Here is a 26713-nt window from a genome sequence, read left to right on the forward strand (position 1 = left end):
CCGGTTCATCGCGCTGCCCTCGCGGCGCGCGTTGCGTGCCTTCGCAGGCTGACGATGCCGCACGCGCTGCTCGCCGACTGCCCGCCGCAGCCCTGGCGCAACGGCGGCGGCACCACGCGCGAACTGCTCGCGTGGCCGCCGGCGCGCGGCGCGCACGAGCCGTGGCGCCTGCGCGTCAGCGTCGCCGAGATCGCCACCGATGGCCCGTTCTCACCGTTTCCCGGCGTCGAGCGCTGGTTCGCGGTACTGCACGGCGACGGTGTGCGTCTGGCGCTGCCGTCGGGCGACGTGACGCTCACGCCAGACGACGCGCCGCTGGCCTTCGACGGTGAGGCGGCGCCGATGTGCCGCCTCGTCGCCGGACCGACGCGCGACCTCAACGTGATGGCGCGCCGTGGCGCGGGCGTGGCCACGCTGCGCGTCGCGGCGCCGGGCAGCCGGCTCGAGGGCGAGGTCGCGCTGCGCGCGCTGTACACCGACGCGGCCGCGCTGCTCGACGTCGACGGCCGCACCGAAGCGCTGGCCCCCGGCACGCTCTGGTGGTCCGATGCGCGCGACGCGGCGACGTGGACGCTGCGCGAGGGCCGACGCGCATTCTGGCTGACGCTGGAGGAGGCATGACCGACACCGACGCGATCCCGCAGCCCGCCGGCCGCACGCTGTGGCGCGGCGCGCGGCTGGCCACGCTCGCCGATCCCGCCGGCTGGGGCTGGATCGAGCGTGGCGCGATCGTCACCGCGGGCGACGCGATCACCTGGGTCGGCGCCGAGTCCGAGTTGCCGCGCGACGCCGGCGTCACCGCCGAAGTCGACCTCGGCGGCGCCGTCGTCACGCCCGGGCTGGTCGACTGCCACACGCACCTCGTCTACGCCGGTGACCGCGCGGCCGAGTTCGAGCTGCGGCTGCAGGGCGCGAGCTACGAAGCGATCGCGCGCGCCGGCGGCGGCATCCGCTCGACGGTGGCGGCCACCCGCGCCGCCGACGAGGCCGCGCTGTTCGCCGCCGCGCGGCGTCGCGCACTCGCGCTGCGCGCCGAGGGCGTGACGACGCTCGAGATCAAGTCGGGCTACGGCCTCGCGCTCGAGCACGAGGCGCGCTGCCTGCGCGTCGCGCGCCGCCTCGGGCGCGAGCTGCCGCTCACGGTGCGCACGACGTGCCTGGCCGCACACGCGCTGCCGCCCGAGTTCGACGGGCGTGCCGACGACTACGTCGACGCGGTGTGCACCTGGCTGCCGGTGCTGCACGCCGACGGGCTCGTCGACGCGGTCGACGCGTTCTGCGAGCGCATCGCGTTCACGCCGGCGCAGACGCGGCGCGTGTTCGAGGCGGCGCGCGCGCTGGGCCTGCCGGTCAAGCTGCACGCCGAGCAGCTCAGCGACCAGGGTGGCGCCGCGCTCGCCGCGGCATTCGGTGCGCTGTCGTGCGACCACCTGGAATACCTGAGCGACGCCGGCATCGCCGCGATGGCGCGCGCCGGCACGGTCGCGGTGCTGCTGCCCGGCGCGTTCTACTTCCTGCGCGAGACCAAGCTGCCGCCGGTCGACGCGCTGCGTGCCGCCGGCGTGCCGATCGCGCTGGCGACCGACCACAATCCGGGGTCGTCGCCGACGCTGTCGCCGCTGCTGATGCTCAACATGGCCTGCACGCTGTTCCGGCTCACGCCCGAGGAGGCGCTGCGCGGCGTCACCGTCCACGGCGCGCGTGCGCTCGGCTTGCACGACCGCGGGCGCCTGGCCGCCGGGCTGCGCGCCGACTTCGTCGCCTGGGGCGTCGAGCACCCGCGCGAACTGGCCTACGCCTTCGGCCAGCGCCCGGCGTGCCGGGTGGTGCAAGGCGGGCGCGAGGAGCCGCTGCGATGACCGCCGCGACGTTCACGCTGCGCCGCGGCCGCACGCCGCTGCTGGTGAGCCTGCCGCACGTCGGCACGCACATCCCGCCGGCGATCGCGTCGCGGCTGGTCGACCGCGCCCGCGCGGTCGAAGACACCGACTGGCACCTCGAGGCGATCTACGCGCCGATCGCCGACGAACTCGGCGCGAGCCTGATCGTGCCCGTGCACTCGCGCTACGTCGTCGACCTGAACCGTCCTCCCGAGAACGCGCCGATGTACCCGGGTGCGAACAACACCGAGCTGGTGCCGACACGCTTCTTCAGCGGCGATGCGCTGTACCGCGACGGCTGCGCCCCCGACGACGCCGACGTCGCCGCGCGCCTGAACGCGTACTGGCGCCCGTACCACGACGCGCTCGCCGCCGAGCTCGCGCGGCTGAAGGCCGAGCACGGCGTCGCGCTGCTGTGGGACGGGCACAGCATCAAGTCGACGCTGCCGTGGCTGTTCGACGGCACGCTGCCCGACCTGAACCTCGGCACCGCCGGCGGCACGAGCTGCGCGCCGTCGCTGCGCGAGGCACTCACCGGCGTGCTGCGCGGGCAGCACGCGTACACCCATGTCGTCGACGGCCGCTTCAAGGGCGGCTGGATCACGCGCCACTACGGCCGCCCCGGCGACGGCGTGCATGTGGTGCAGATGGAGATGTGCTGGTCGACGTACATGGACGAGCAGCCGCCGTACCGCATCGACCCGGCGCGCGCCGGGCGGCTGCGCCCGGTGCTGCGCGAACTGCTGCGCACGATGCTCGCATGGAGGCCGGGTGACTGAGCCGCTGCTGTGGGCGCCGCACGCGTGGCTGCACACGGGCTGGGGCGAGCGTGTGCTGCTGCGCGTCGGTGCCGACGGCTGCTGGTCCGAGGTGACGCCGGGCGTCGCGCAGCCGCCGCCCGGCGCCGAAGTGCTCGGCGGCCCGCTGCTGCCGGGGCTGGTCGACGCGCACAGCCACGCGTTCCAGCGCGCGTTCGCCGGGCTCGCCGAACGGCGCGAGAGCGAAGCCGACGACTTCTGGAGCTGGCGCGAGCGCATGTACCGCGTCGCGCTGCGCGTCACGCCGGCGCAGCTGCGCGCCGTCGCGGCGATGCTGTACCTCGAGCTGCTCGACGGCGGCTACACGCAGGTGTGCGAGTTCCACTACCTGCACCACGACGCCGACGGCCGCCCGTACGCCGACCCGCTCGCGATGTCGTGGGCGCTCGCCGACGCCGCGGCCGAGGTCGGCGTCGGGCTGACGCTGATGCCGGTGCTGTACGAGCGTGCCGGCTTCGCGCAGCCGGCGCTGCGCGACGACCAGCGCCGCTTCGCGACGACGGCGGCATCGGTGTGGCAGATGGCGCGCGCGATCGCCGCGAGCGGCCGGCCGGCGCTGACCGCGGGTGTCGCGATCCACTCGCTGCGGGCGGCGGCGCCGGCGTCGATCCACGCGCTGCGCCGCGCGGCCGCCGACTTCGACGGCCCGATCCACGTCCACGCCGCCGAGCAGACCGCCGAGGTCGACGACTGCATTGCCGCGACCGGCGCGCGGCCGATCGAGTGGCTCGCGCGCGAAGGCCTGCTCGACGCGCGCTGGCAGCTCGTGCATGCGACGCACGCGCTGCCGGCGGAGATCGATGCGGTGGCCGCCAGCGGTGCCGGCGTGGTGATCTGCCCGACGACGGAGGCCAACCTCGGCGACGGCCTGCCCGACCTGCCGCGCTGGCTCGCCGCCGGCGTGCCGCTGGCCGTCGGCTCCGACAGCCATGTCACGCGCGACTGGCGCGAGGAACTGCGCTGGCTCGACTACGGCCAGCGCCTCGTGCGGCGGCAGCGCAACGTCGCCGCCGCGCCGGCGCAGGGCCGCGCGTCGACGGCCGAGCGGCTGTTCGACGCCGTGCTGCGCGGCGGTGCGGCCGCCGCGGGGCAGCGCCGCTGGGGGCTGCAGCCGGGCGCGCGCGCCGACGCCCTGCTCGCCGACGCGCGCGACGCGGCGCTCACCGGCGTGCCGGCCGGGCGCTGGCTCGACGCCGCCGTGTTCTCGAGTCCGTCGCGGCCGTGGGCGGGCGTGCTCGTCGCCGGGCGCTGGGCGGTGCGCGGTGGCGCGCACCCGCGGCGCGAGGCCATCGTCGCCGGCTTCGAGGCGGCGATGCACGAACTGTGGTGCGAACGATGAACGCGAATCGACGGACCGGGCGCTGCGCGTGCCGGTTGGCGGCGTCGCGGTGACGAGGAGCTGTCGATGGCGGGTTGGCAACGTTCGACTGCTTTGGCCGCGCTGTCGATCGCGCTGGTGGTGGCCGGCTGCGCGTCGGCGCCCGTGGGACCGACGCCCGAAGCCGCGGCGCTCGAACGGCGTCTGCAGGCGGCCGAAGCGCGGCTCGACTCGCTCGAGCGCTTCGTCACTGCGGTGCCGGCGCCGCCGCTGCGGCCGCGCGACGAGATCGAGGCGCACGTGCGCACACTGGAAGCGCGGCGTGCCGAGATGCTGCTGCGCTACACGCCGGCGCACCCCGCGGTGCGCGAGATCGACCTGAGCCTGCGGCTGCTGCGGCTGCAGCTCGAGGTGCTCGACCAGGCCGCGAAGGCGCCGAAGTGAGGCCGTCGTCGTGCGCGCGCCGGGCGCTCAGCCCGCGACGCCCAGCGCCTGCTCGGCGCTGACGAACGGCAGCCCCTGTGCCTCGGCGACCGCGGCGCAGGTCACGCGGCCGCGGTGCACGTTGAGGCCGCGGCGCAGGTGCGGGTCGTCGACGAGGGCGCGCTCGCCCTTCGCCGCCAGCGCCAGCCCGAACGGCAGCGTCGCGTGGTTCAGCGCGTGGCTCGACGTCAGCGGCACCGCGCCCGGCATGTTGGCCACCGCGTAGTGCACGATGCCGTCGACGACGTAAGTCGGCGCGTCGTGCGTCGTCGGCCGCGAGGTCTCGAAGCAGCCGCCCTGGTCGATCGAGACGTCGACCAGCACCGCGAGCGGTTTCATCGCGGCCAGCATCGCACGCGTGACGAGCTGCGGTGCGCGCGCGCCGGGCACCAGCGCGGCACCGACGACGACGTCGGCCGCGCGCAGCTCGTCGTCGATCGCCTCGCGCGTGGCCAGCCGCGTGCGCACGCGCCCGCCGAACAGCTCGTCGAGCGCGCGCAGCCGCGGCAGCGTGCGGTTGATCACCGTGACTTCGCAGCCCAGGCCCACCGCCATGCGCGCCGCGTGCGTGCCGACGACGCCGGCACCGAGCACGACGACGCGCGCCGCCGGCACGCCCGCCACACCGCCGAGCAGCAGCCCGCGGCCGCCGGCGGGCTTGCGCAGTGCGAACGCCGCCGCCTCGATCGCCAGGCGCCCGGCGACTTCGCTCATCGGCGCGAGCAGCGGCAGCCCGCCGGCGGCGTCGGTCACCGTCTCGTAGGCCACCGCGGTGCAGCCGCTGTCCAGCAGCGCGCGCGTGAGCGCCGCATCGGGGGCCAGGTGCAGGTAGGTAAACAGGATCTGCCCCTCGCGCAGCCAGCGCCTTTCGTCGCCGAGCGGCTCCTTGACCTTGACGATCAGCGCGCACCCGGCCCAGACCTCCTCGGCGGTGTCGACGACGCGTGCGCCGGCGGCGGCGTAGGTGTCGTCGTCGGCGCCGATGCCGGCTCCGGCGCCGGCCTGCACCCACACCTCGTGGCCAGCCGCCACGTACTCACGCACGGCGGCCGGCGTCAGGCCGACGCGGTGTTCCTGCGGCTTGATCTCCTTGGGCACGCCGACGCGCATCGTTCGTCTCCCGTTCTTCGTCTCGCTTTCGCGAGGGCCCGAGTATGCTGCGGGCCAACCGCTGCCGCTGCCCCCGATGCGACTGTTCGACGCCGACGCCACCCGTGCCGCGCTGCCGTTCGAGCGGCTCGTGCCGGCGCTGCGCGAGATGTTCGCCGCCGGCTGCGCGGTACCGCCGCGGCACGTGCACACGATCGGCGCCGACGCGGGGGCGGTGACGTCGCTGCTGATGCCGGCGTGGACCGCGCGCCACTACGGGGTCAAGGTCGTCAACGTCGCTGCGCACAACGCCGCGCGCGGCCTGCCAGCGGTGCACGCGACCTACACGCTGTTCGACGCCGCCACCGGCGCGCCGCGTGCGCTGATCGACGGCGACGTGATCACCGCGCGTCGCACGGCGGCGGCCTCGGCGCTGGCGGCGTCGTTCCTCGCGCGCGACGACGCGCGTCACCTGCTCGTCGTCGGCGCGGGGCGCATCGCGCGGCTGCTGCCGGCGGCGTACCGCGCGGTGCGCCCGCTCGGGCGCGTGACGGTGTGGGCGCGGCGGCGCGACGCGGCGCGCGCGCTCGCGGCCGACTGGCAGCGCGAAGGCTTCGACGCCGTCGCGGCCGACGACCTCGACGCCGCCGTCGGTGCGGCCGACGTCGTCAGCTGCGCGACGCTGGCCGACGAGCCGCTCGTGCACGGCAGGCACCTGCGCGCGGGCAGCCACCTCGACCTGATCGGCGGCTTCACGCCGGCGATGCGCGAGGCCGACGACGACTGCTTCGCGGGTGCGGCGATCTACGTCGACACCGACGAGGCGCTCGCCAAGAGCGGCGACCTGCTCGCGCCGATGGCGCGCGGTGTCTTCGCCGCCACCGACGTGCGCGGCACGCTGGCCGCGCTATGCCGCGGCGACGTGCGCGGGCGGCGTTCGCGCGACGAGCGCACCGTCTTCAAGTCGGTCGGCATCGCGCTCGAAGACCTCGCCGCGGCGATCCTCGTCGACGCGGCGGCGCGCGGCTGACCGCCGGAGCCGCCGCCGTTGCCCGCGCTGCGCCCCGATCCCGCCGAGACCCCGAGAGCCCGATGAGCCGATCGATGACGCTGACCGCCGCCCACCGTTTCGAACCCGTCCGCATGGCGCTCGCCGCCGCGCTGCTCGCACTGGTGCTGCCGTGCGCGGCGCAGAGCGCGATCACCGTCTACGCCGGTGCGCGTGCCGGCGGTGCGTTCACCGACGAGGTCGACGGCCGCACGCTGACACTCGAGGGCGGGGCGACCTGGGCCGCGAGCCTGGACTGGCCGCTCGGCGACGGCCGGCAGATGCAGCTGTTCGTTTCGCGCCAGCGCAGCGGCCTGCCCGGCTCGGCGTTCGGCGAGGCGGGCACGGTCGCCGTCGACGTGACGCATGTCCACGTCGGTGGGCGCGTCTTCATCGACGGCGATGCCGCGAGGGGCGGTGCCTACGCCGTCGGCGGCCTCGGCGTCACGCACTTCTCGCCCGGCCTCGACGGGCTGACGAGCGAGACGCGGCCATCGATGAACGTCGGCCTCGGCCTGCAGTGGCCGCTGGCGCCGGCGGTGGCGCTGCGCGCCGAGCTGCGCGGCCACGTGACGCTCGTCAACAGCCGCGGCGGCTTCTTCTGCTCGGGCGGATGCGTGGTGTCGATCAAGGGCGACACGCTGACGCAGGCCGAGGCGCTGCTCGGCCTGTCGGTCGGGTTCTAGCGTGCGCGGCGTTCAGCCCAGCCCGAGCAGGCGCACTGCGTTGTCCTTCAGGATCAGCGGTTTGACCTCGGGCTTGAAGCCGGCTTCGTCGAAGTCTTTCATCCAGCGCTCGGGCGTGATCAGCGGGAAGTCGCTGCCGAAGAGCATGCGGTCCTTCAGCAGCGTGTTCGCGTACTGCACGAGCTGAGGCGGGAAGTACTTCGGGCTCCAGCCCGACAGGTCGATCCAGACGTTGGGCTTGTGCAGCGCGAGGCTCAGCGCCTCGTCCTGCCAAGGCCAGCTCGGGTGCGCGACGACGATTTGCATGTCGGGGAAGTCGATCGCAACGTCCTCGAGCAGCATCGGGTTGCTGTTCTGCAGCCGCAGGCCGCCGCCGCAGCGCATGCCGCTGCCGATGCCCGAGTGGCCACTGTGGAAGATCGCCGGCAGCTTGTGCTCGGCGATCACCTCGTACAGCGGCCAGGCCATGCGGTCGTAGGGCAGGAAGCCCTGCACGGTCGGGTGGAACTTGAAGCCCTTGACGCCGTGCTCGGCGATCAGCCGCCGCGCCTCGCGAGCGCCCATCTTGCCCTTGTGCGGGTCGATGCTCGCGAACGCGATCATCATGTCGGCGTTGTGCTGCGCGGCCTCGGCGACCTCCTCGTTCGGGATGCGGCGGCGGCCGAGCTGCGCCTCGCTGTCGACGGTGAACATCACGAGGCCGATCCTGCGCTCGCGGTAGTACGCCACCGTCTCGGCGATCGTCGGGCGGCGGTTCGAGCGGAAGTACTTGTCGGCCGCGCGGTCGTACTCCTCGCCATAGGCGTCGAACGGGTTCCAGCACGAGACCTCGGCGTGCGTGTGCACGTCGATCGCGATGAGGTCGGCGACGTTCATGGCGGGCTCCCGGCGGCGTGTGCCGCCATCAAGTTCAGAATCGAAAGCAAGTGCACCGGCGCTGCGCGCGCCGGCGGTGTCGGCGCGGTGCCGACGATGATCCCTGAAGGTTCGGCCGCGGCCATGCGGGTAATCCCGGTGCCGCGCGCCGCGCCAGTAGTTTCTACTCTGAAATATCGACTGCGAGGCCCGATGACTCCGTCCTTTACCCCCGCCAGCGGCGTGCTCGCCGCGCTCGACCTGCTGCGCATCGAGATCGCCGGCCCGATCGCGCACCTGCGGCTGATGCGCCCCGACAAGCGCAACGCGATCAACGACACGCTCGTCACGCAGCTGCACACGGCGTTCCTGCACTGGCCGGCCGAGGTGCGCGCCGTCGTGCTCAGCGGCGAGGGCCAGCACTTCTGCGCCGGGCTCGACCTGTCGGAGATGAGCGAGCGCAGCACGTTCGAGGGTGTCGCGCACTCGCGCATGTGGCATGCGACGATGGACGCGATCCAGTTCGGCCGCGTGCCGGTGATCGCGGTGCTGCACGGCGCGGTGGTCGGCGGCGGGCTCGAACTCGCCAGCGCGTGCCACCTGCGCGTGGCCGAGGCGAGCACGTTCTACGGCCTGCCCGAGGGGCAGCGCGGCCTGTTCGTCGGCGGTGGCGGCTCGGCGCGCGTGCCGCGGCTGGTCGGCGTCGCGCGCATGACCGACATGATGCTCACCGGCCGCGTGCTCGACGCCGACGAGGGACAGGCCGTGGGGCTGTCGCACTACCGCGTCGGCGACGGCGAGGGCCTGGCCAAGGCGATCGCGCTGGCGCAGAAGGTCGCGTCGAACTCGCCGCTGTCGAACTTCGCCGTGATGCAGGCGCTGCCGCGCATCGCCGACCTGTCGCAGTCCGACGGCCTGTTCGTCGAGTCGCTGATGGCCGCGATCGCGCAGGGCGATGCGTCGGCCAAGCAGCGCATGCGCGACTTCCTCGAGGGTCGCGCGGGCAAGGTGGCCAAGTCGTGAGCGCCGCCGCGCCGCGCTACCGCGCCGCACGCGTCGGCGGCTGCCTCGAGGCCGTCGTCGAACGGCGCGCCGACGGCACGACGCTGCTGCGCTCGACCGAGCCGCTGCAGCCGTACCCGCCGCGCCTGACGGACCGCCTCGAGCACTGGGCGCGCGAGGCACCGCAGCGCACGTTCGCGGCACGGCGCGGCCCCGACGGGCAGTGGGTGCACATCGGCTACGCGCAGATGCTCGCGCGGGCACGCGCCGTCGGCCAGGCGCTGGCCGCGCGCGGGCTGTCGGTCGAGCGGCCGCTGGCGATCCTGTCGGGCAACGACCTCGAGCACCTGACGCTGTACCTCGGCGCGATGTGGGTCGGCGTGCCGGTGGTGCCGGTGTCGCCGGCGTACTCGCTGATCTCGCAGGACTTCGGCAAGCTGCGCCACGTGCTGGCGACGACGACGCCGGGGCTGGTCTACGCCGCCGATGCGAGCTACGCGAAGGCGATCGCCGCCACGGTGGCCGCCGACGTCGAAGTCGTGCTCGGCGCCGGTGCGCTGCCCGAGCGCGCGACGACGCCGTTCGCGTCGCTGCTGGCGACGGCCCCCGGCGTCGAGGCCGACGCCGCGCACGCGCGCGTCGGCCCCGACACCGTCGTCAAGTTCCTGTTCACGTCGGGCTCGACGAAGCAGCCCAAGGCCGTGGTCAACACGCAGCGCATGCTGTGCGCGAACCTGCAGATGATCCGCCAGGCGTTTGCGTTCCTCGCCGACGAGCCGCCGGTGCTCGTCGACTGGCTGCCGTGGAACCACACCTTCGGCGGCAACCACAACACCGGCATCGTGCTCTACAACGGCGGCACGCTGTACATCGACGACGGCAAGCCGACGCCGCAGGGCATCGGCGAGACGCTGCGCAACCTGCGCGAGATCGCGCCCACCGTCTACTTCAACGTGCCCAAGGGCTTCGAGGAGATCGCCGCCGCGATGGAGCACGACGCAGCGCTGCGCGAGCGCCTGTTCAGCCGCGTGCAGGCCTTCATGTACGCAGGTGCCGGGCTGAGCCAGGCGGTGTGGGACCACCTCGAGGAACTCGCCGAGCGCACGGTCGGCGAGCGCATCCCGATGTTCACCGGCCTGGGGATGACCGAGACCTCGCCGGCGTGCACCTTCGCGCTCGGCACCGCGGTGCGCTCGGGCCACATCGGGCTGCCGCTGCCCGGCGTCGAGGCCAAGCTCGTGCCGATGGGTGCCGCCGCCGACGACAAGGTCGAAATCCGCTTCCGCGGCCCGAACGTGATGCCCGGCTACTGGCGCGCGCCCGAGCAGACCGCCGAGGCATTCGACGACGAGGGCTTCTACCGCACCGGCGACGCCGTCAGGTGGGTCGACCCCGCCGACCCGCAGAAGGGGCTGCTGTTCGACGGCCGCGTCGCCGAGGACTTCAAGCTCGCCACCGGCACCTTCGTCAGTGTCGGCCCGCTGCGCGCACGCATCATCATGGCCGGCGCGCCGTGCGTGCAGGACGCCGTCATCACCGGGCTGAACCGCGACGACGTCGGCATGCTCGTGTTCCCGCGCCTCGACGAGTGCCGCAAGCTCGCCGGCCTGCCGGCCGAGGCGCCGGCGCCCGAGGTCATTCACCACCCCGCGGTGCGCGCGTTCTTCCAGCGCCTGCTCGACCGGCTGTGGGCCGAGGGCACCGGCAGCTCGACGCGCGTCGCGCGCGCACACGTGCTCGTCGAGCCGCCGTCGATCGACAAGGGCGAAGTCACCGACAAGGGCTCGATCAACCAGCGCGCCGTGCTGCACCACCGCGCGGCGCTCGTCGAGGCCCTGTACGACGGCGGCGACCCGTACCGCCTGCTGCCCACCGCGTCTTCCCCTGCGCCCGCGGGCGCACCACCCGTGCGCTGAACCGCGCACGTTTCTTTCCTGACCGATCCATCCCCAGGAGACACGAGCCATGTCCATCCAGCGCCGAGAGTTCATCGTCGCCACCGGTGCCGCCGCGCTCGGTGGCTGGTCCACCGCCGCACACGCACAGACCGTCGACACGCTGAAGGTGATCTGCGGCTTCCCGCCCGGCGGCACCACCGACGCCGTCTCGCGCCGCGTCGCCGACAAGCTGCGCGGCACCTATGCGAAGAACGCGATCGTCGAGAACAAGCCCGGCGCCGGCGGGCGGCTCGGCGTCGAGGAGCTGCGCCGCAGCCCGGCCGACGGCAGCACGATGCTGCTGACGCCGGCCGGCATGATCACGCTGTACCCGCACATCTACCGCTCGCTGAGCTACGGGCCGAACGACGTCACGCCGGTGAGCATCGGCGGGCGCATCGAATTCGGCTTCGGCGTCGGCCCGGCCGTGCCCGACAGCGTCAAGGACATCAAGGGCTTCCTCGAGTGGGCCAAGGCGAACCCGGCCAACGCCAACTACGGCTCGCCCGGCGCCGGCTCGCCGCCGCACTTCCTCGCCGCGCTGCTGGCCAAGGACAGCGGCGTCGACCTGCGTCACGTGCCGTACCGCGGCTCGGCACCCGGCATCCAGGACCTGCTCGGCGGCCAGGTGAGCGCGTTCTCGTCGCCGGTGGGTGACTATCTGCCGCACCTGAAGACCGGCCGGCTGCGCCTGCTCGCGACCTCGGGCAGCGCGCGCTCGCGCTTCACGCCCGACGTCGCGACCTACGCCGAGCAGGGCTTCAAGGACCTCGTGATGGGCGAGTGGTACGGCTTCTTCATGCCCGCGGGTACGCCGGCCAACGTCGTCAGCGCGGCGGCGCAGGCGATCCGGCAGGCCGTTGCGCAGCCCGACGTGATCGAGAGCTTCGCCCAGCTCGGCGTCGAAGCGGCGTCGAACACGCCGGCCGAGATGGCGGCCGCGGTGCGCAACGAGAACGCGCAGTGGGGGCCGATCGTCAAGAAGGTCGGCTTCACGCCCGAAGCCTGATCCGCGCACCGGCAGGGCAGGAGGGGCGGTGGCGCTCGACGAGTCCGGCAGCGTATTGACTGCCGAAGCGGGGCCGCGTGCGCGCGGCCCCGCGCCGCTGGACGCGACGTTACTCGCGCACCTGGTCGGCTACCGGCTGTCGCGCGCCGCGGTGCCGGCGCGGCGCGTGTTCCAGCGCCACGTCGGCGCGCCGCTGGGCCTGCGGCCGGTCGAGTTCTCGCTGCTGATGCTGCTGCTGGCCAACGACCGCGCGTCACCGTCGCAGCTCGCGTTCACGCTCGACGTGACGCCACCGAAGATGACCGCGCTCGTCGACCGGCTCGCCGAGCGCGGTCTCGTGCGCCGGCAGCGCAGTGCCGCCGACGGCCGCGCGTTCGACGTGCTGCTGACGCCCGAGGGGCGCACCCTCGTGCAGCGCGCGCAGCGCATCGCGCAGACGATGGAAGACGACTGGCTCGCCGACGCGCTGTCGCCGGCCGAGCGCGCGATGCTGCTCGAACTGCTGGGCAAGCTCGCGCGCGCCTGACCCGCACGCGGCGCGGGCGTGCCGCTCAGGCCGACTTGGCCAGCAGCGTGAAGTGCTCGACCTGCGGCGGCGCGGCGAAGAACGGGCCGACGATCGCGCGCCACTGCGCGAACAGCGGTCCGCCGCGGAAGTGCACCGTGTGGTCCTCGAGCGTGTCCCAGAAGATCATCAGCAGGTAGCGCTCGGGGCTCTCGACGCCCTTGTTGACCTTGAAGCCGCGAAAGCCTTGCGCCTTCGCGATGACCTCGTTGAGCCCGTGCTGGATCGCGGCGTCGAATTCGGCCTGGCGGCCCGGCTGGATGCGGATGTCGGCGACTTCGAGGATCACGTTCGGCTCCGGTGTGAACAGCGCTACACGCCCAGCCGCTGGCTGAGCTCGTCGAGGTCGAGCTGCGCCGAGTCGCCCTGCATCACGACCTGCCCCTTCTCGAGCACGACGGCGCGGTCGGTCTGCGCGAGCACGGTGCGCCAGTTGCGGTCGACGATCAGCGTCGCGATGCCGCTGGCACGGATCTCGCCGATCACGCGCCAGATCTCGGCGACGATCAGCGGCGCGAGGCCCTCGGTCGCTTCGTCGAGGATCATCAGCTGCGGGTTCGTCATCAGCGCGCGGCCGATCGCGAGCATCTGCTGCTCGCCGCCCGACAGCTGCTGGCCGCCGTGGTTCAGTCGCTCGGCCAGGCGCGGGAAGGTGGCCATCACGCGCTCGAAGGTCCAGTCGCGGCGGCCGTCGGGGCCGGGACGCGCCGTCATCACGAGGTTTTCGCGCACCGACAGGTTCGGGAAGATGCCCCTGCCCTCGGGCACGTAGCCGATGCCGCGCCGGGCCATCTTCTCGGGTGGCTGGTTCGTCGCGTCGGCGCCCTGCCAGTGCACGCGGCCCTGGCGCGCGCGCACGTAGCCCATCAGCGTGCGGATCAGCGTCGTCTTGCCCATGCCGTTGCGCCCGAGCAGGCCCACCGCCTCGCCGGGCGACAGCGTCAGGTCGACGCCGCGCAGGATGTGGCTGTCGCCGTAGTACGCGTGCACGCCGGTGGCCTGCAGCAGCGCCGCCATCAGTGGTCCCCCAGGTAGGCGATGCGCACCTGCGCGTTGTCGCGGATGCGCGCCGGGGTGTCGCTCGCGATCACCTCGCCGTTGACCATCACGGTGATGCGGTCGGCGACGCGGAACACGGCGTCCATGTCGTGCTCGACGAGCAGCACGGCGTGCTTCGCCTTCAGCCCTTCGAGCAGGCCGAGCATGCGGTCGGTTTCCTCGGCGCCCATGCCGGCGAGCGGCTCGTCGAGCAGCAGCACCTGCGGCTGCGTGGCCAGGCACATCGCGATCTCGAGCTGGCGCTTGCCGCCGTGGCTGAGGCTGCCGGCGGGGCGGTCGGCGAGTTCGGCGAGCCCGGCGCTGGCCAGCGCGTCGCGTGCGACGGCGCTCGCGTGCGGGCACGTGTGCGCGGCCTCCCACAGCGCCCACGGGCGCGCTCGCGCGGCCTGCGCGCACAGCCGCGCGTTCTCGAACACGCTGAACTCGGGAAAGATCGTCGTGCGCTGGTAGCTGCGGCCGACGCCGGCGCGCGCGCGCCTGGGCTGCGACCAGCGCGTGACGTCCTCGCCGCGCAGCACGATGCGCCCGTCGCTGGCCGCGATCTCGCCCGACAGCATGTTGATCAGCGTGCTCTTGCCGGCGCCGTTGGTGCCGATCACGGCGTGGATCTCGCCCTGCCGCCACTGCAGCGACACGTTGCTGACGGCCACCAGCCCGCCGAAGCGGCGCGTCAGCCCTTCGCAGGCGAGCACGACGTCGCTCATCGCTTCAGCCCCCGCAGGCGCGCGCCGAGGCCGATCAGGCCCTTGGGCAGGAACGCGACGAACAGGATGATCGTCACGCCCAGCGTCAGCTGCCAGTGGTCGGCGAGCCAGCCGACCAGCGAATGGGTCGAGAACAGCTCCTTGAGCAGCATGAACGCTGCCGCGCCGATCACGGCGCCGCGCAGATGCCCGATGCCGCCGAGGATCACCATCAGCATCACGGCGCCGCTCTCGTGCCAGCTCAGCAGCTCGGGGTTGACGGCGGCGTCCTTGACGGCGACGAGGAAGCCCGCGACGCCGGCCAGCGCACCGGCGAGCACGAACGCGGCGAGCTTGTACGCGTAGGTCGGGAAGCCGGCCGCGCGCATGCGCTGCTCGTTGACGCGGATGCCCGCCAGCGCACGGCCGAAGCGCGAACGCAGCACGAGCGCGAGCAGTGCGTAGGTGCCCACGAGCAGCACGAGCGCGGCGTAGTAGCGCACCGGCTTGTCGGCGAAGTCGAGCACGACGCCCGGCAGCGCGAGCTCGGGGCGCACGTTGAGGAAGATGCCGTCGCTGCCGCCACCGAGCTTGGTGTCGTGGAACACGAAGTAGGCCATCTGCGCGAACGCGAGCGTGACCATGATGAAGTACACGCCCTTCGTGCGCAGGCTCAGCGCACCGACGACGACGGCGTATGCCGCCGCGGCGAGCACCGCCAGCGGCAGCAGCCGCCACACCGAGCCGGGGTCGTACTCGGGCGAGGCGAGCACCGTCACGTAGGCGCCGATGCCGAAGAACGCCGCGTGGCCGAGGCTGACCAGCCCGGTCTGGCCGATCAGCAGCTCGAGGCTGAGCGCGAAGATCGCGAAGATCATGATCTTGACGATCAGGTCCTGCTGGTACGGCGTGGCCACCAGCGGCAGCAGCGCGAGCACGAGCGCCGTCGCGGCCGGCACGAGCCAGCCGGGTGCGCGGGCGGTGCGGGCCTCAGGCACGGCGCGTCAGCAGCCCCTCGGGCCGCCAGATCAGGATGATCGCCATCAGCAGGTACACGCCGATGCCGCTGTACTCGGCGAAGAACACCTTGCCGAAGGTGTCGACGAAGCCCACCAGCAGCGACGCGACCAGCGCGCCGGTGATCGAGCCGATGCCGCCGATCACCACGACGACGAAGCAGATGATCAGCACGCTGCCGCCCATGCCCGGGTAGACGCTGGACATCGGCGCGGCGATCATGCCCGCGAGCGCGGCCAGCGCGACGCCGGCGGCGAACACGATGCGGTACAGCGTCTTGATGTCGACGCCCAACCCGCGCACCATGTCGCGGTTGCTCGCGCCGGCGCGGATCATCATCCCCAGCCGCGTGCGGTTGACGACGAAGTACATCGCCACCGCGAGCACGATGCACGCGCCCGACGCGAACAGCCGGTACACCGGGTACGTCATCAGCTCGCCGAGCGGGACGCTGCCGGCGAGCCAGCCCGGCACCGGCACGCCGTGCACGTCGTTGCCCACGAGCAGCGAGCGTGCCTCCTCGAACACGAGGATCAGCGCGTACGTCATCAGCACCTGCTGCAGGTGCTCGCGCTCGTAGAGGAAGCTGAAGAAGGCCCACTCGAGCACGAAGCCGAAGACGGCGGCCAGCACGACGCCGGCCAGCAGCATCAGCAGGAACTGGTCGGCGAAGTGCGGCGCGAGCACGAACGCCATGTACGCGCCGATCATGTAGAAGCTGCCGTGCGCGAGGTTGATGACGCCCATGATCCCGAAGATCAGCGTCAGCCCGGACGCGAGCAGGAACAGCAGCAGCCCGTACTGGACCGCGTTCAGGCACTGGACGAGGAAGGTCGCGAGATCCACGGCGGCAAAAGAAAGGGCGGCAGGGGCCGCCCTTCGGCTCCGAGCGGTAGGGATGTGGCGCGCTTACATCCGGCAGCCGCGGCCCGGGTCGGCGAGCGCCTTGACCGCCACGCCGGTGACGACGTTGTAGTTGCCGCGCACCTCACGGATGTAGAAGTCCTGCGTCGGGTTGTGCTGCGGGCTCATCGTGAACGTGCCGCGCGGGCTGTCGATCTTGGCCTTCTTCATCGCGGCGAACATCGCGTCCTTCTTCGTGACGTCGCCCTTGACCGCGTTGAGCCCGACGGCCAGCAGCTGCGCCGCGTCGTAGCCCTGCATCGCGTACACGTCGGGGTTGAGCTTGTACGTCACCGCGAACTTGTTGCGGAAGGCGTTGTTGCGCGGCGTGTCGAGGTTGTCGCCGTAGTGCAGCGTCGTGATCAGCCCCTGCGCCGACTCGCCCTGCGCCTGCAGCGTGCCGTCGGTCAGGAAGCCCGAGCCCAGCAGCGGGATCGTCTTCTTCAGCCCCGCGGCGTCGTAGTCCTTGACGAACTTGACCGCGCCGCCACCGGCGAAGAACGCGAACACGACGTCGGGCTTCTGCGCCGCGATCTCGGTCAGCAGCGCCTGGAACTCGACGTTCGGGAACGGCAGCGTCAGCTCCTTGATGACCTTGCCGCCCCCCTTCTCGAACGCCTCGGTGAAGCCCTTGACGGTCTCGTTGCCCGCGGCGTAGTTCCACGTGATCGTCATCGCACGCTTGTAGCCCTTCTGCGCGGCGACGACGCCGGTGCTGTAGCCGGGCTGCCAGTTGCTGAAGCTCGTGCGGAAGATGTTCGGTGCGCACTGCGCGCCGGTGATCGCGTCGGCGCCGGCGTTGGGCACGATCATCAGCGTGCCGCTTTCCTTGGCCGCGCGCGCCATCGCGAGTGCCACGCCCGAGTGCACGGTGCCGACGATGACGTCGACGTTGTCGCGGCGGATCAGTTTGTTGACGTTGTCGGTGGCCTTGGCCGGATCCGACTCGTCGTCGACCTTGACGAACTGCAGCTCGCGCCCGGCGAGCTTGCCGCCCTGCTCGTCGACGTACAGGCGAAAGCCCTTCTCGATCATGTCGCCCAGCGCGGCGAAGGTGCCGGTGTACGGCAGCATCAGGCCGACCTTGATCGGCTGGCCCTGGGCGTGGACCGGCGCGGCGACGCAGAAGACGGCCGCGGCGGCGGCGACCAGCCAGGCAGCCCGGCGACGGTGGCAGGACAGGAGGGTGCTCATGGGTGTTCGGGTGAGGGAGGGGTTGGGCACGGACGAAGGCGGCAAGCATGCCTTCGAAACCGCCGCGAAGGCACCGGGGTTTGCCTGATCGAGCCGGGCGGACCCCGACGGCGCTGCCAAGGCACCGGCGTCGTGCGCGGTGGCGGCCGGCGCAGCGGTCTCACCGCCCGTGCCTGCAGGCCCGCGCGGTGACAGCGGCTGGACCCGCAAACGTGCAATATCGTGCATGCCGCAATGCTGACGGCTCGCGGCGGAAGCGGGAACTGGGGTTTGCCCTATGCAAATCGGATCGTGACGCCCCGGTCGCAGGCTCCGATCGGCACGGCGACGCGACTCGGCGGGTGGTCGTCCCGCCGGTCTGGTCGCTGGTGCGCGCTGCCGCGATGCACGATGTTGCACGTGCGCACGCCCGCTCGAACGTCTGCAGCGCCGCGGCACGCGGCGGCGCCCCGACCGCGCGCTCAGCCTTCCAGCGGCAGGCCGACGTAGTTCTCGGCCATCGTCGTGCGCGCTGCCTGCGAGCCGACGAGGTACTCGAGTTCGGCCTGCTGCATGCGCTGGCCGAACGCGCCGGTCTCGGGGAACTTGTGCATCAGCGTCGTGAACCACCAGCTGAAGCGTTCGGCCTTCCAGACGCGGCGCAGCGCGCGCGCCGAGTAGTGGTCGATGCCAGCCGAGCTTTTCTCGTGGTAGTGCTCGATCAGCGCGTGACCGAGCAAGCCGACGTCGGTGGCCGCCAGGTTCAGCCCCTTCGCGCCGGTGGGCGGCACGATGTGCGCCGCGTCGCCGGCGAGGAACAGGCGCCCGAAGCGCATCGGCTCGGTGACGAAGCTGCGCAGCGGCGCGATGCTCTTCTCGATCGACGGCCCGGTGACGAGCTTGGCGGCCGCCTCGGGGTCGAGGCGCGCGCGCAACTCGTCCCAGAACATCTCGTCGCTCCACTGCTCGACGCGGTCGTCGAGCGAGCACTGCACGTAGTAGCGGCTGAGCGTGTGCGAGCGCATCGAGCACAGCGCGAACCCGCGCTCGTGGTTGGCGTAGATCAGCTCGTGCGACACCGGCGGCGTGCGCGACAGCACGCCGAGCCAGCCGAACGGGTAGACCTTCTCGAACGTCTGCAGCTTGGCCGGCGGGATGCTCGCGCGGCACACGCCGTGGAAGCCGTCGCAGCCGGCGATGAAGTCGCACTCGATCGTGTGCGTCTCGTCGCCCTTGCGGTAGGTGACGCTCGGCCGGTCGGTGTCCCAGCCGTGGATCGCGACGTTGTCGGCCTCGTAGATGGTGGGCAGCCCGGCGGCGTGGCGTGCGTTCATCAGGTCGCGCGTGACCTCGGTCTGGCCGTAGACCATCACACGCTTGCCGCCGGTCAGCCCGTACAGGTCGATGCGGTGGCGCGCGCCGCCGAAGCACAGCTCGAAGCCGTCGTGCTTGAGCCCCTCGCGGTGCATGCGCTCGCCGACGCCGACCTCGTCGAGCAGGTCGACCGTGACCTGCTCGAGCACGCCGGCACGGATGCGGCCGAGCACATACTCGGCGCTGCGCTGTTCGACGATGACGGCGTCGATGCCGGCCTTGGCCAGCAGCGCGCCGAGCAGCAGGCCCGACGGGCCCGCGCCGACGATGGCAACCTGGGTGCGCATGGGAAGTCTCCGCGTTGGATGGATCCTGCGTCAGCGACGCGTGGCCGAGACTACGCCCCACCCGACGCGCCGGCAATGTCTCGAGACGGCGCACAACTTGCACTTTTCGATCGCTGGCGTGCCGGCGGGCGCGGCCGGCGGCCGCCCGCCGGCGTGATTCAAGTCGCCGCCGTAGCGGCCGAAATCCCCCTGAGTGCCCCGGTCGCACGCCGTTGCCATGTCCGCCGCCTCCACGCCGTCGATCCCCGTCCACCAGTTGCGCGTGGGGATGTACGTCCACCTCGACGTGGGGTGGATGTCGCATCCCTTTCCGCTGTCGAGCTTTCGCATCGACAGCGCCGAGCAGATCGCCACGATCCGCAGCCTCGGGCTCGCGCAGGTGCGCTGGAGCCCCGAAAAGAGCCTGCTGGCTCCCGACGAGGCCGCCGAACCGCCCGCCGGGCCGCCCCCGGCGGGCGGACCGTCCGCCGACGCGGTGGCACCGTCGGAAACCGCCGAGCAGGCGGCACAGCGGCGGCGTCGCGAGACGCTGGCCGCGCAGCGCGCGGCGCTCGCGCTGTGCGAGCGCCAGTACGGCGAGGCCGCGCGCGAGTGGCGGCAAAGCGCCGACCTCGTCGTCGCCGACCCGGCCGGTGCGCGCGAGCGCACGGTCGCGCTCAGTCGCGCGCTGGTCGACAAGATGCGCGGCCACGACGAGACCTGCATCCGCCTGCTGACGATGGGTGTCGGTGACCGGGCCGGCGCGCACGCGCTGAACGTGACGATCGTCTCGCTGCTGCTGGGCAAGCTGCTCGGCCTGGGTGCCGACGAGCTCATCGAACTCGGTACCGGCGCACTGCTGCACGACATCGGCAAGCTCGAGCTGCCCGACCGCGTGCGCCACCCCGACGATGCGTTCACCAGCGCCGAGACGCGGCTGTACCGCGAGCACGTCGCGCACGGCATCACGCACGGGCGCAAGATGGGGCTGGCCGCCGGCGCGCTGCTGGTGATCGCGCAGCACCACGAGATGGCCGACGGCAGCGGCTTCCCGCAGAAACTCACCGCCGAGCGCATGACGCAGGCCGCGCGCATCGTCGCGCTCGTCAACCGCTACGACAACCTGTGCAATCCGCTGCAGCCCGGGCGCGCGGTGACGCCGCACGAGGCGATGTCGCTGATCTTCGCGCAGGGGCGCCAGCGCTTCGACGCCACGGTGCTGAGCTCGTTCATCCGCATGATGGGCGTCTACCCGCCGGGCTCGATCGTGCAGCTGACCGACGACCGCTGGGCGATGGTGATGACGGTCAACTCGGCACGCCCGCTCAAGCCGCGCGTGCTCGTGCACGACCGCAAGGTGCCGCGCGACGAGGCGCTGTACCTCGACCTCGAGCGCGAGCCGTCGCTGGGCATCCGGCGCAGCGTCAGGCCGCAGCAGCTGCCGCCCGACGCGCTGCAGTACCTCGCACCGGCCACGCGCGTGACCTATTTCTTCGAGGCCGCGCCGCCGCCCGACGACGGCGCGCCGGAGACTGCGGCGTGACCGTCTTGCGCTGGCCCGACGCCCGCCGCGACGGCGCCGCGGGCGACCCCGCGACGGTGCCGATCGAGGCGCTCGGCGTCGCGGCGTGGCGCGTCGACGGCGCGACGCGCGTCGTGCGCGCCGTCAACGACGCCGCGCTCGCGCTGCTCGGTCTCGCGCGCGACGAGGTGATCGGCGCGCCGGCCGAGTCGCTGCTGGCCACGCCCGAGGACGCCGCGTTCTGGGCCGAGTCGGCGCTCGCGCCGACGGCGTCGCTGCGCTCGCGCACGACGCTGGCGCGGCTGGACGGTCAACTGCGCCACGTCGAGCGCTGGGTGCGCCCGGCCGGCGACGGGCGCGGCTTCATCGTCACGCTGGTCGACCTGACCGAGCAGCACGCCGCCGAGCAGGCACGCGAGCGGCTCGTCGCCGAGCTGCAGGCGACGCTGGAGTCGACCGCCGACGCGCTGCTCGTCACCGACCTCGGCGGCCGCGTGCAGGCGTGGAACCGGCGCTTCGCCGAGCTGTGGGAGATGCCCGAGTCGCTGCTGCGCGCGCGCGACGCCGACGCCGTGTTCGCGTGGATGGCGCGCGAGATCGTCGAGCCGGCCGACGACGCGCGCCGCGTCGAGCTGCTGCGCACGAGCGCGCACGCCGGCGCGCAGGACCGCCTGACGCTGCGCAACGGCCGCGTCGTCGAGCGCGTCAGCCTGCCGCAGCGCCACGGCGAGCTCGCCTGCGGGCGCGTCTATTCGTTCCGCGATCTGACCGAGCGCATCGAGGCCGACCGCCGCGTCGAGCAGATGTCGTTCACCGACGCGCTGACCGGCCTGCCGAACCGGCGCTACCTGACAGCGCGACTCGCGCCGGCCGCGGCGCTCGCGCTGCGCGAAGGGTTCGGCTTCGCGCTGCTGTACCTCGACCTCGACCACTTCAAGCAGGTCAACGACAGCCTCGGCCCCGACACCGGCGACCGCGTGCTGCGCGAAGTCGCCGCGCGGCTGCGCGCCGGCCTGCGCGAGGGCGACCTGATCGCGCGCGTCGGCGGCGACCAGTTCGTGCTGCTGCTGCACCGCGCCGACGCCGAGGGCGCCGAGCGCGGCGCGCGCCGCGTGCTCGACGTCGTCGCCGCGCCGTTCGAGGTCGACGGCAGCGCGTTCACCGTGACGTGCAGCGTCGGCGTCGCGCTGTTCCCGCGCGACGCGCACCAGCCCGAGGAGCTGGTGCGCCACGCCGAGACCGCGATGCAGCACGCCAAGCAGGGCGGACGCGCCGGTTACCGCGTGCACCGCGCGCAGGCGGCCGGCACCGACTTGCGCCTGCGCCTCGAGCTCGACCACGCGATGCGCCTCGCGCTGGCGAGCAACCGCTTCCGGCTGCACTACCAGCCGCAGGTCGCGCTCGCCGACGGCCGCCTCGTCGGCGTCGAGGCGCTGATCCGCTGGCGCGACCCCGAGCGCGGCGACGTGCCGCCGGGCGCGTTCATCCCGGTGGCCGAGGACACCGGCTTCATCGTCGCGATCGGCGACTGGGTGCTCGAGCGCGCCGCGCGCCAGGCCGCGCACTGGCACGCGCAGGGGCTCGCGGTGCCGGTGGCGGTCAACGTCTCGGCGCTGCAGTTCCAGCACGAAGGCTTCGTCGACCGCGTCGCGCAGGTGCTGCGCGAGCACGCGCTGCCGCCGCATCTGCTCGAGCTCGAGCTGACCGAGTCGATCCTGCTGCGCGGCGCGCACGGCGCGCTCGAGCGGCTGCACGCGCTGGCGCGGCTGGGCGTGCAGCTCGCGATCGACGACTTCGGCACCGGGTACTCGAGCCTGGCGTACCTGAAGCAGTTCCCGATCGGGCGGCTGAAGATCGATCGCGGCTTCGTGCGCGGGCTGCCCGGCGACGATGGCGATGCCGGCATCGTGCGCGCGATCGTGCAGATCGCGCACGCGCTCGGGCTGAAGGTGATCGCCGAGGGCGTCGAGACCGAGGCGCAGCGCGAGTTCCTCGCCGCCGCCGGCTGCGACGAGATGCAGGGCTGGCTGATCGCGCCGGCGCTCGACGTCGCGCAGGTCACGCGGCACCTGCGCGTGCGCGGCTGACGCGTCAGACGACGACCTGGCGCTGGCGGCCCAGCCCGTCGATGCCGAGCTCGACGACGTCGCCGGCGCGCAGGTACTGCGGCGGCTTCATGCCCATGCCCACGCCCGGCGGCGTGCCGGTGGCGATCACGTCGCCGGGCAGCAGCGTCATGCAGCGGCTGACGTAGCTGACCAGCTGCGCGACGCCGAAGATCATCGTCGCGGTGCTGCCGCGCTGGCGCGGCTGGCCGTTGACGTCGAGCCACAGCGACAGGCGCTGCGGGTCGGGCACGTCGCGCGCGGTGACCAGCCACGGCCCGATCGGGCCGAAGGTGTCGAAGCCCTTGCCCTTGTCCCAGGTGCCGCCGCGCTCGAGCTGCCACGCGCGCTCCGACACGTCGTTGACGACGCAGTAGCCGGCCACGTGCGCGAGCGCGTTGCCGACCTCCACGTGGCGCGCGGTGCGGCCGATGACGACGCCGAGCTCGACTTCCCAGTCGGTCTTCGTGCTGCCCGGCGGCAGGCGGATCGGGTCGTCGGGGCCCTGGATGCACGTCGTCGCCTTCATGAACACGATCGGCTCGGCCGGGATCGGCATGCCGGCCTCGGCGGCGTGGTCGGCATAGTTCAGCCCGATCGCGACGAACTTCGAGATGCCGGTGAACGGCACGCCCAGCCGCGGCGTGCCGCGCACGCGCGGGAACTCGTGCAGCGGCAGCCGCTCGAGCCGCTTCAGGCCGGCCAGGCCCAGCGTGGGCAGGTGCAGGTGCGGCACCGCGCGCGACAGGTCGCGCAGCCGGCCGTCGGCGTCGATCGCGCCGACCTTCTCGCGGCCCGCGGGGCCGAAACGGACGAGCTTCATCGGGTCTCCGTGGGAAAGCGCCCGGCATTCTTGCAGCGATCGCGCCGGCGGCCGCAGCGCGAGGGGCGCGGTGCACAATCGGCGTGTCCGCGTCAACGCTGCCCCACTGCCACGCGCCATGATCTACAAGTTCAAGTCGAAGGACGCCGCCGACGTCGTCATGCTCGGACCGAACGGCGACCAGCTGCTGCGCATCCTCGGCCGCGAGCCCTCGGCCAAGGGCATCATCGAGCCGGCCGACATGCCCGCCGCGATCGCCGCGATCGAGCAGGCCGTGCGCGACGACGAGGCCGACACCGAGCGCCGCCAGAAGGAGGCCGAGGAGGCCGGTGACGTGCCGCAGCCGCCCGCGGTGACGCTGCGCCAGCGCGTGTGGCCGTTCCTCGAGATGCTGCGCCAGTGCCACCGCGACGGGCAGCCGATCGTCTGGGGCGTCTGACGCCGGTCCCGTCCGGCAGCGTTGGGGTCATGGGCGGCGGGCACGACGCCGCGACGCGCATCGTCGCGATCCGCCACGGCGAGACCGACTGGAACGTCGGCGCGCGCATCCAGGGCCACACCGACGTCGCGCTCAACGCGACCGGCCACTGGCAGGCGCGGCGCGCCGCGCAGGCGCTCGCCGACGAGGCGTTCGACGCCGTCTACGCGAGCGATCTGCGGCGCGCCGCCGACACCGCCGCGGCGCTGGCCGCCGTGCGCGGCGCGCCGCTGCACCTGCACCCGGGCCTGCGCGAGCGTGCGTTCGGCGTGTTCGAGGGCCTGAGCTTCGACGAGATCGGGCGGCGCTGGCCCGAGCAGGCGCAGGCGTGGCGGCGGCGCGAGCCGCACTTCGGCCCCGACGGCGGCGAGACCTTGAGCGCGTTCTACGCGCGCTGCGTCGCCACCGTGCTCGAGCTCGCCGCGCGCCACCCCGGCGGGCAGATCGCGATCGTCACGCACGGCGGCGTGCTCGACTGCCTGTACCGCGCCGCGACGCGCATCGAGCTGCAGGCCCCGCGCACCTGGCAGGTCGCCAACGCCGGCATCAACCGGCTGCTCGCCGCCGGCGGTGCGCTGACGCTGGTCGGCTGGGCCGACACGGCGCACCTCGAGCGCGGCGCCCGCGACGAGACCGCGGCCTGATCGATGGCGGATCAGCGCGCCGCCGGCGCGTCGCGCGCGATGCGCCCGTCGACGATCTCGACGATGCGGTCGCAGCGCGCGGCCAGCCTGGGATCGTGCGTGACGACGAGAAAGCTCGTGCCGACCTCGCCGTGGATGCGCCGCAGCAGCGCGAACACCTCGTCCGACGACGCGGTGTCGAGGTTGCCGGTGGGCTCGTCGGCGAGCACGAGCGCCGGCTCGAGGATCAGGGCGCGCGCCACCGCCACGCGCTGCTGCATGCCGCCCGAGAGCTCGGCCGGGCGCTTGTCCATCGCCGCGGCCAGGCCGACTTCGGCGAGCAGCGCGGCGGCGCGTTCGCGCACCGCGCGCCTGACGCGGCCGTCGCGCGCGAGCGCCGGCAGCGTCACGTTCTCGATCGCACTGAACGCCGGCAGCAGGTGGTGGAACTGGAACACGAAGCCGATCGTGTCGCGCCGCAGCCGCGTGCGCGCCTCGTCGTCGAGCCCGTCGACGACCTGGCCGGCGAGTTCGTAGTGCCCACTGGTGGCGCGCTCGAGCAGGCCGAGCACGTTCAGCAGCGTGCTCTTGCCCGAGTCGCTCGGCCCGATCAGCGCCGCGAACTCGCCGCGTGCCACGTCGAGGTCGATGCCGTGCAGCACCTCGGCCTCGCTCGGCAGGCCCACGTTGTAGCGCTTGCGGATGTCGCGCAGCCGAACGAGCGAGTCGCCGTTCATGCCCTGTCGCCGCTGGCGTTCACAGCCGGATCGCCTGCGCCGGATCCAGCCGCGCCGCGCGCCGTGCCGGCGCGACGGCGGCGAGCACGCCGGCGGCGAATGCGAGCACGACGACCTGGCCGGCGAGCGCCGGCGGCAGCGTGATCGCGAACAGCGGCAGGCCGTCGCTGCCGCGCACGAAGCGGGTGAAGGCCTCGATCATCGCCACCGCGAGCGCGAGCCCGGCGGCCGAGCCGACGGCGCCCACCAGCGCGCCTTGCACGAGGAACACGCGCAGCACCTGTGCGCGCGTGGCGCCCATCGCGCGCAGGATGCCGATCTCGCGCTGCTTCTGCACGACCGAGACGACGAGCACGCTCGCGATGCCGAGCACGACGACGACGCCGACGACGGCGCGGATCAGCAGCGTGCTGATGCTCTGCGCGTTCAGCGCCGAGACGAGCTGCGCGTTGGTCTGCTGCCAGCTCTCGACCTTCAGCGGCCACTGGCGCTCGAGTTCGCGCGCCAGCGCCTGCGCGGCCCACACGTCGTCGAGCGTCACGTCGAGCCGCGTCGCGCCGCCGGGCAGGTCGAACAGGCTCTGCGCGGCGCGCAGCGCGACGAGGACGGTGCGCCGGTTCAGCTCGGTCACGCCGAGGTCCACCAGCGCCGTGATGCGCAGCGTGTCGGCGCGCTCGCCGGTCGACAGCGAAATCCGGTCACCGACGCGCACGCCGAGGTCGTCGGCGAGTGTGCGTCCGACGATCGCGTCGCCGGGCGCGAGCTGCAGCGTGCCGGCCACCGTCTTCGACGCCAGGCCGACGACGCGCGCGTAGCGCTCGATCTCGACGCCGGCCACCGTCACCGAGCGCGTCGCCTCGCCGCGCTGCGCGAGCGCGGCGCCGGTGACCATCGGCGAGACGGCGGCGATGCCCTCGCGCGCGTCGAGCAGCTCGAGCATCGCCGGCCAGTTGGCGATCGAGCGCAGCCGCTGCGCGCGCGCCTGCGTGTCGCCGAACGCCGGCGCGCCGGCTGCGCGCGGCAGCACCGGCGTCACGCGCTCGTCGGGCGGGCTCAGCACGACGTGCGCCTGCGCGCCGAGCGTCTTCTCGAGCGTGTTGCGCTGCAGGCCGCCGACCAGCGCCGAGATGTAGGCCACCACCGCCACGCCGGCCGCGACGCCGAACACGATCAGGACGGTCTGGAAGCGGCCCTCGCGCAGGAAGCGCAGCGCCACCCGCAGTTCGAAGCCCAGCGTTGGCCAGCGCATCGCGTGCGGCG

General features: G+C 73.2%; 27 protein-coding genes. 15 read left to right on the forward strand and 12 right to left on the reverse strand.

All coding sequences use genetic code 11. The features are described from left to right. Positions 1–54: 54 nt before the first annotated feature. The 5 genes from MOJ79_RS02725 (at position 55) to MOJ79_RS02745 (ending at position 4460) form a co-directional block, all read left to right on the forward strand. Positions 55–621, forward strand: coding sequence for a HutD/Ves family protein (locus MOJ79_RS02725; protein ID WP_241922770.1), 567 nt, complete (start codon positions 55–57; stop codon positions 619–621). Further along, a complete protein-coding gene (gene hutI, locus MOJ79_RS02730; RefSeq protein ID WP_241922771.1) occupies positions 618–1859 on the forward strand; it encodes an imidazolonepropionase in 1242 nt (413 codons plus the stop codon). The genes MOJ79_RS02725 and hutI overlap by 4 nt, the downstream gene beginning before the upstream one ends. Further along, positions 1856–2659, forward strand: a complete 804-nt coding sequence (gene hutG / locus MOJ79_RS02735; RefSeq protein WP_241922772.1) for an N-formylglutamate deformylase — start codon at positions 1856–1858, stop codon at positions 2657–2659. The genes hutI and hutG overlap by 4 nt, the downstream gene beginning before the upstream one ends. After that, positions 2652–4037 carry a formimidoylglutamate deiminase gene (locus tag MOJ79_RS02740; protein WP_241922773.1) on the forward strand — a complete coding sequence of 462 codons (1386 nt, stop codon included), beginning with the start codon at positions 2652–2654 and terminating at the stop codon, positions 4035–4037. Before hutG ends, MOJ79_RS02740 begins: the two co-directional genes overlap by 8 nt. A 66-nt stretch (positions 4038–4103) precedes the next feature. After that, positions 4104–4460 (forward strand): hypothetical protein, encoded by a 357-nt coding sequence (locus tag MOJ79_RS02745; RefSeq protein WP_241922774.1) that lies wholly within the window; start codon positions 4104–4106, stop codon positions 4458–4460. Positions 4461–4487: 27 nt separating this feature from the next. Here MOJ79_RS02745 and ald read toward each other — a convergent pair whose 3' ends face one another. Continuing rightward, positions 4488–5609, reverse strand: a complete 1122-nt coding sequence (gene ald, locus MOJ79_RS02750) for an alanine dehydrogenase (protein WP_241922775.1) — start codon at positions 5607–5609, stop codon at positions 4488–4490. 76 nt (positions 5610–5685) lie between these two features. Between ald and MOJ79_RS02755 the strand changes: the two genes are divergently transcribed. Both MOJ79_RS02755 and MOJ79_RS02760 read left to right on the forward strand, forming a co-directional pair. Then, the gene (locus MOJ79_RS02755; RefSeq protein WP_241922776.1) at positions 5686–6618 is read left to right on the forward strand and encodes an ornithine cyclodeaminase family protein; all 933 of its coding nucleotides are present in this window, start codon (positions 5686–5688) and stop codon (positions 6616–6618) included. Between the two features lie 62 nt (positions 6619–6680). Beyond that, entirely contained in the window at positions 6681–7322 is a 642-nt protein-coding gene (locus tag MOJ79_RS02760) for a hypothetical protein (RefSeq protein ID WP_241922777.1), read from the forward strand. Between the two features lie 12 nt (positions 7323–7334). Here the strand turns inward: MOJ79_RS02760 and MOJ79_RS02765 are convergent, their stop codons facing one another. Then, the gene (locus MOJ79_RS02765) at positions 7335–8198 is read right to left on the reverse strand and encodes an amidohydrolase family protein (protein ID WP_241922778.1); all 864 of its coding nucleotides are present in this window, start codon (positions 8196–8198) and stop codon (positions 7335–7337) included. Between the two features lie 192 nt (positions 8199–8390). On the opposite strand from MOJ79_RS02765, the gene MOJ79_RS02770 reads away from it, so the two are divergent. From MOJ79_RS02770 to MOJ79_RS02785, 4 genes are read left to right on the forward strand one after another with little or no spacing between them, the layout of a single operon-like run. Then, complete coding sequence (locus MOJ79_RS02770) at positions 8391–9200, forward strand: crotonase/enoyl-CoA hydratase family protein (protein ID WP_119354150.1); 810 nt, start codon at positions 8391–8393, stop codon at positions 9198–9200. Further along, positions 9197–11095 (forward strand): feruloyl-CoA synthase, encoded by a 1899-nt coding sequence (locus MOJ79_RS02775; RefSeq protein WP_241922779.1) that lies wholly within the window; start codon positions 9197–9199, stop codon positions 11093–11095. The genes MOJ79_RS02770 and MOJ79_RS02775 overlap by 4 nt, the downstream gene beginning before the upstream one ends. Before the next feature lie 49 nt (positions 11096–11144). Further along, the gene (locus tag MOJ79_RS02780; protein WP_241922780.1) at positions 11145–12125 is read left to right on the forward strand and encodes a Bug family tripartite tricarboxylate transporter substrate binding protein; all 981 of its coding nucleotides are present in this window, start codon (positions 11145–11147) and stop codon (positions 12123–12125) included. 28 nt (positions 12126–12153) lie between these two features. Further along, positions 12154–12651: a MarR family winged helix-turn-helix transcriptional regulator gene (locus MOJ79_RS02785; RefSeq protein WP_241922781.1), complete on the forward strand. Its 498-nt coding sequence runs from the start codon at positions 12154–12156 to the stop codon at positions 12649–12651. A 25-nt stretch (positions 12652–12676) separates the two neighbouring features. Here the strand turns inward: MOJ79_RS02785 and MOJ79_RS02790 are convergent, their stop codons facing one another. The 7 genes from MOJ79_RS02790 to pobA form a co-directional block, all read right to left on the reverse strand. Then, complete coding sequence (locus MOJ79_RS02790) at positions 12677–12979, reverse strand: antibiotic biosynthesis monooxygenase family protein (RefSeq protein WP_241922782.1); 303 nt, start codon at positions 12977–12979, stop codon at positions 12677–12679. Between the two features lie 23 nt (positions 12980–13002). Next, positions 13003–13707: an ABC transporter ATP-binding protein gene (locus tag MOJ79_RS02795; RefSeq protein WP_241922783.1), complete on the reverse strand. Its 705-nt coding sequence runs from the start codon at positions 13705–13707 to the stop codon at positions 13003–13005. Beyond that, on the reverse strand, positions 13707–14453 hold the full coding sequence (locus MOJ79_RS02800; protein ID WP_241922784.1) for an ABC transporter ATP-binding protein: 747 nt from the start codon (positions 14451–14453) through the stop codon (positions 13707–13709). The genes MOJ79_RS02795 and MOJ79_RS02800 overlap by 1 nt, the downstream gene beginning before the upstream one ends. Continuing rightward, on the reverse strand, positions 14450–15430 hold the full coding sequence (locus MOJ79_RS02805) for a branched-chain amino acid ABC transporter permease (RefSeq protein ID WP_442863091.1): 981 nt from the start codon (positions 15428–15430) through the stop codon (positions 14450–14452). Before MOJ79_RS02805 ends, MOJ79_RS02800 begins: the two co-directional genes overlap by 4 nt. Further along, positions 15423–16295 (reverse strand): branched-chain amino acid ABC transporter permease, encoded by an 873-nt coding sequence (locus MOJ79_RS02810; RefSeq protein WP_241922785.1) that lies wholly within the window; start codon positions 16293–16295, stop codon positions 15423–15425. The genes MOJ79_RS02805 and MOJ79_RS02810 overlap by 8 nt, the downstream gene beginning before the upstream one ends. 63 nt (positions 16296–16358) lie before the next feature. Continuing rightward, on the reverse strand, positions 16359–17546 hold the full coding sequence (locus MOJ79_RS02815) for an ABC transporter substrate-binding protein (protein ID WP_241922928.1): 1188 nt from the start codon (positions 17544–17546) through the stop codon (positions 16359–16361). Between the two features lie 461 nt (positions 17547–18007). Further along, positions 18008–19186: a 4-hydroxybenzoate 3-monooxygenase gene (pobA, locus tag MOJ79_RS02820; RefSeq protein ID WP_241922786.1), complete on the reverse strand. Its 1179-nt coding sequence runs from the start codon at positions 19184–19186 to the stop codon at positions 18008–18010. Positions 19187–19403: 217 nt separating this feature from the next. Here pobA and MOJ79_RS02830 point away from each other — a divergent pair, with 217 nt between their 5' ends. Together MOJ79_RS02830 and MOJ79_RS02835 are read left to right on the forward strand one after the other, a co-directional pair. Further along, the gene (locus MOJ79_RS02830; RefSeq protein ID WP_241922787.1) at positions 19404–20708 is read left to right on the forward strand and encodes an HD-GYP domain-containing protein; all 1305 of its coding nucleotides are present in this window, start codon (positions 19404–19406) and stop codon (positions 20706–20708) included. Then, on the forward strand, positions 20705–22774 hold the full coding sequence (locus MOJ79_RS02835; RefSeq protein WP_241922788.1) for a putative bifunctional diguanylate cyclase/phosphodiesterase: 2070 nt from the start codon (positions 20705–20707) through the stop codon (positions 22772–22774). The genes MOJ79_RS02830 and MOJ79_RS02835 overlap by 4 nt, the downstream gene beginning before the upstream one ends. A gap of 4 nt (positions 22775–22778) precedes the next feature. Here the strand turns inward: MOJ79_RS02835 and MOJ79_RS02840 are convergent, their stop codons facing one another. After that, positions 22779–23615, reverse strand: a complete 837-nt coding sequence (locus tag MOJ79_RS02840) for a fumarylacetoacetate hydrolase family protein (protein WP_241922789.1) — start codon at positions 23613–23615, stop codon at positions 22779–22781. 118 nt (positions 23616–23733) lie between these two features. Here MOJ79_RS02840 and MOJ79_RS02845 point away from each other — a divergent pair, with 118 nt between their 5' ends. Both MOJ79_RS02845 and MOJ79_RS02850 read left to right on the forward strand, forming a co-directional pair. Next, positions 23734–24054 carry a DUF1840 domain-containing protein gene (locus tag MOJ79_RS02845; RefSeq protein WP_241922790.1) on the forward strand — a complete coding sequence of 107 codons (321 nt, stop codon included), beginning with the start codon at positions 23734–23736 and terminating at the stop codon, positions 24052–24054. 29 nt (positions 24055–24083) lie between these two features. Further along, positions 24084–24737 carry a histidine phosphatase family protein gene (locus tag MOJ79_RS02850; protein WP_241922791.1) on the forward strand — a complete coding sequence of 218 codons (654 nt, stop codon included), beginning with the start codon at positions 24084–24086 and terminating at the stop codon, positions 24735–24737. 11 nt (positions 24738–24748) lie between these two features. Here the strand turns inward: MOJ79_RS02850 and MOJ79_RS02855 are convergent, their stop codons facing one another. Both MOJ79_RS02855 and MOJ79_RS02860 read right to left on the reverse strand, forming a co-directional pair. After that, complete coding sequence (locus tag MOJ79_RS02855) at positions 24749–25453, reverse strand: ABC transporter ATP-binding protein (RefSeq protein ID WP_241922792.1); 705 nt, start codon at positions 25451–25453, stop codon at positions 24749–24751. A 19-nt stretch (positions 25454–25472) separates the two neighbouring features. Next, positions 25473–26702, reverse strand: a complete 1230-nt coding sequence (locus MOJ79_RS02860) for an ABC transporter permease (protein ID WP_241922793.1) — start codon at positions 26700–26702, stop codon at positions 25473–25475. Between the last annotated feature and the right edge of the window lie 11 nt (positions 26703–26713).

Source organism: Calidifontimicrobium sp. SYSU G02091, from assembly GCF_022631395.1.
In the GTDB taxonomy this organism is placed as follows: Bacteria; Pseudomonadota; Gammaproteobacteria; order Burkholderiales; family Burkholderiaceae_C; genus Calidifontimicrobium; species Calidifontimicrobium sediminis.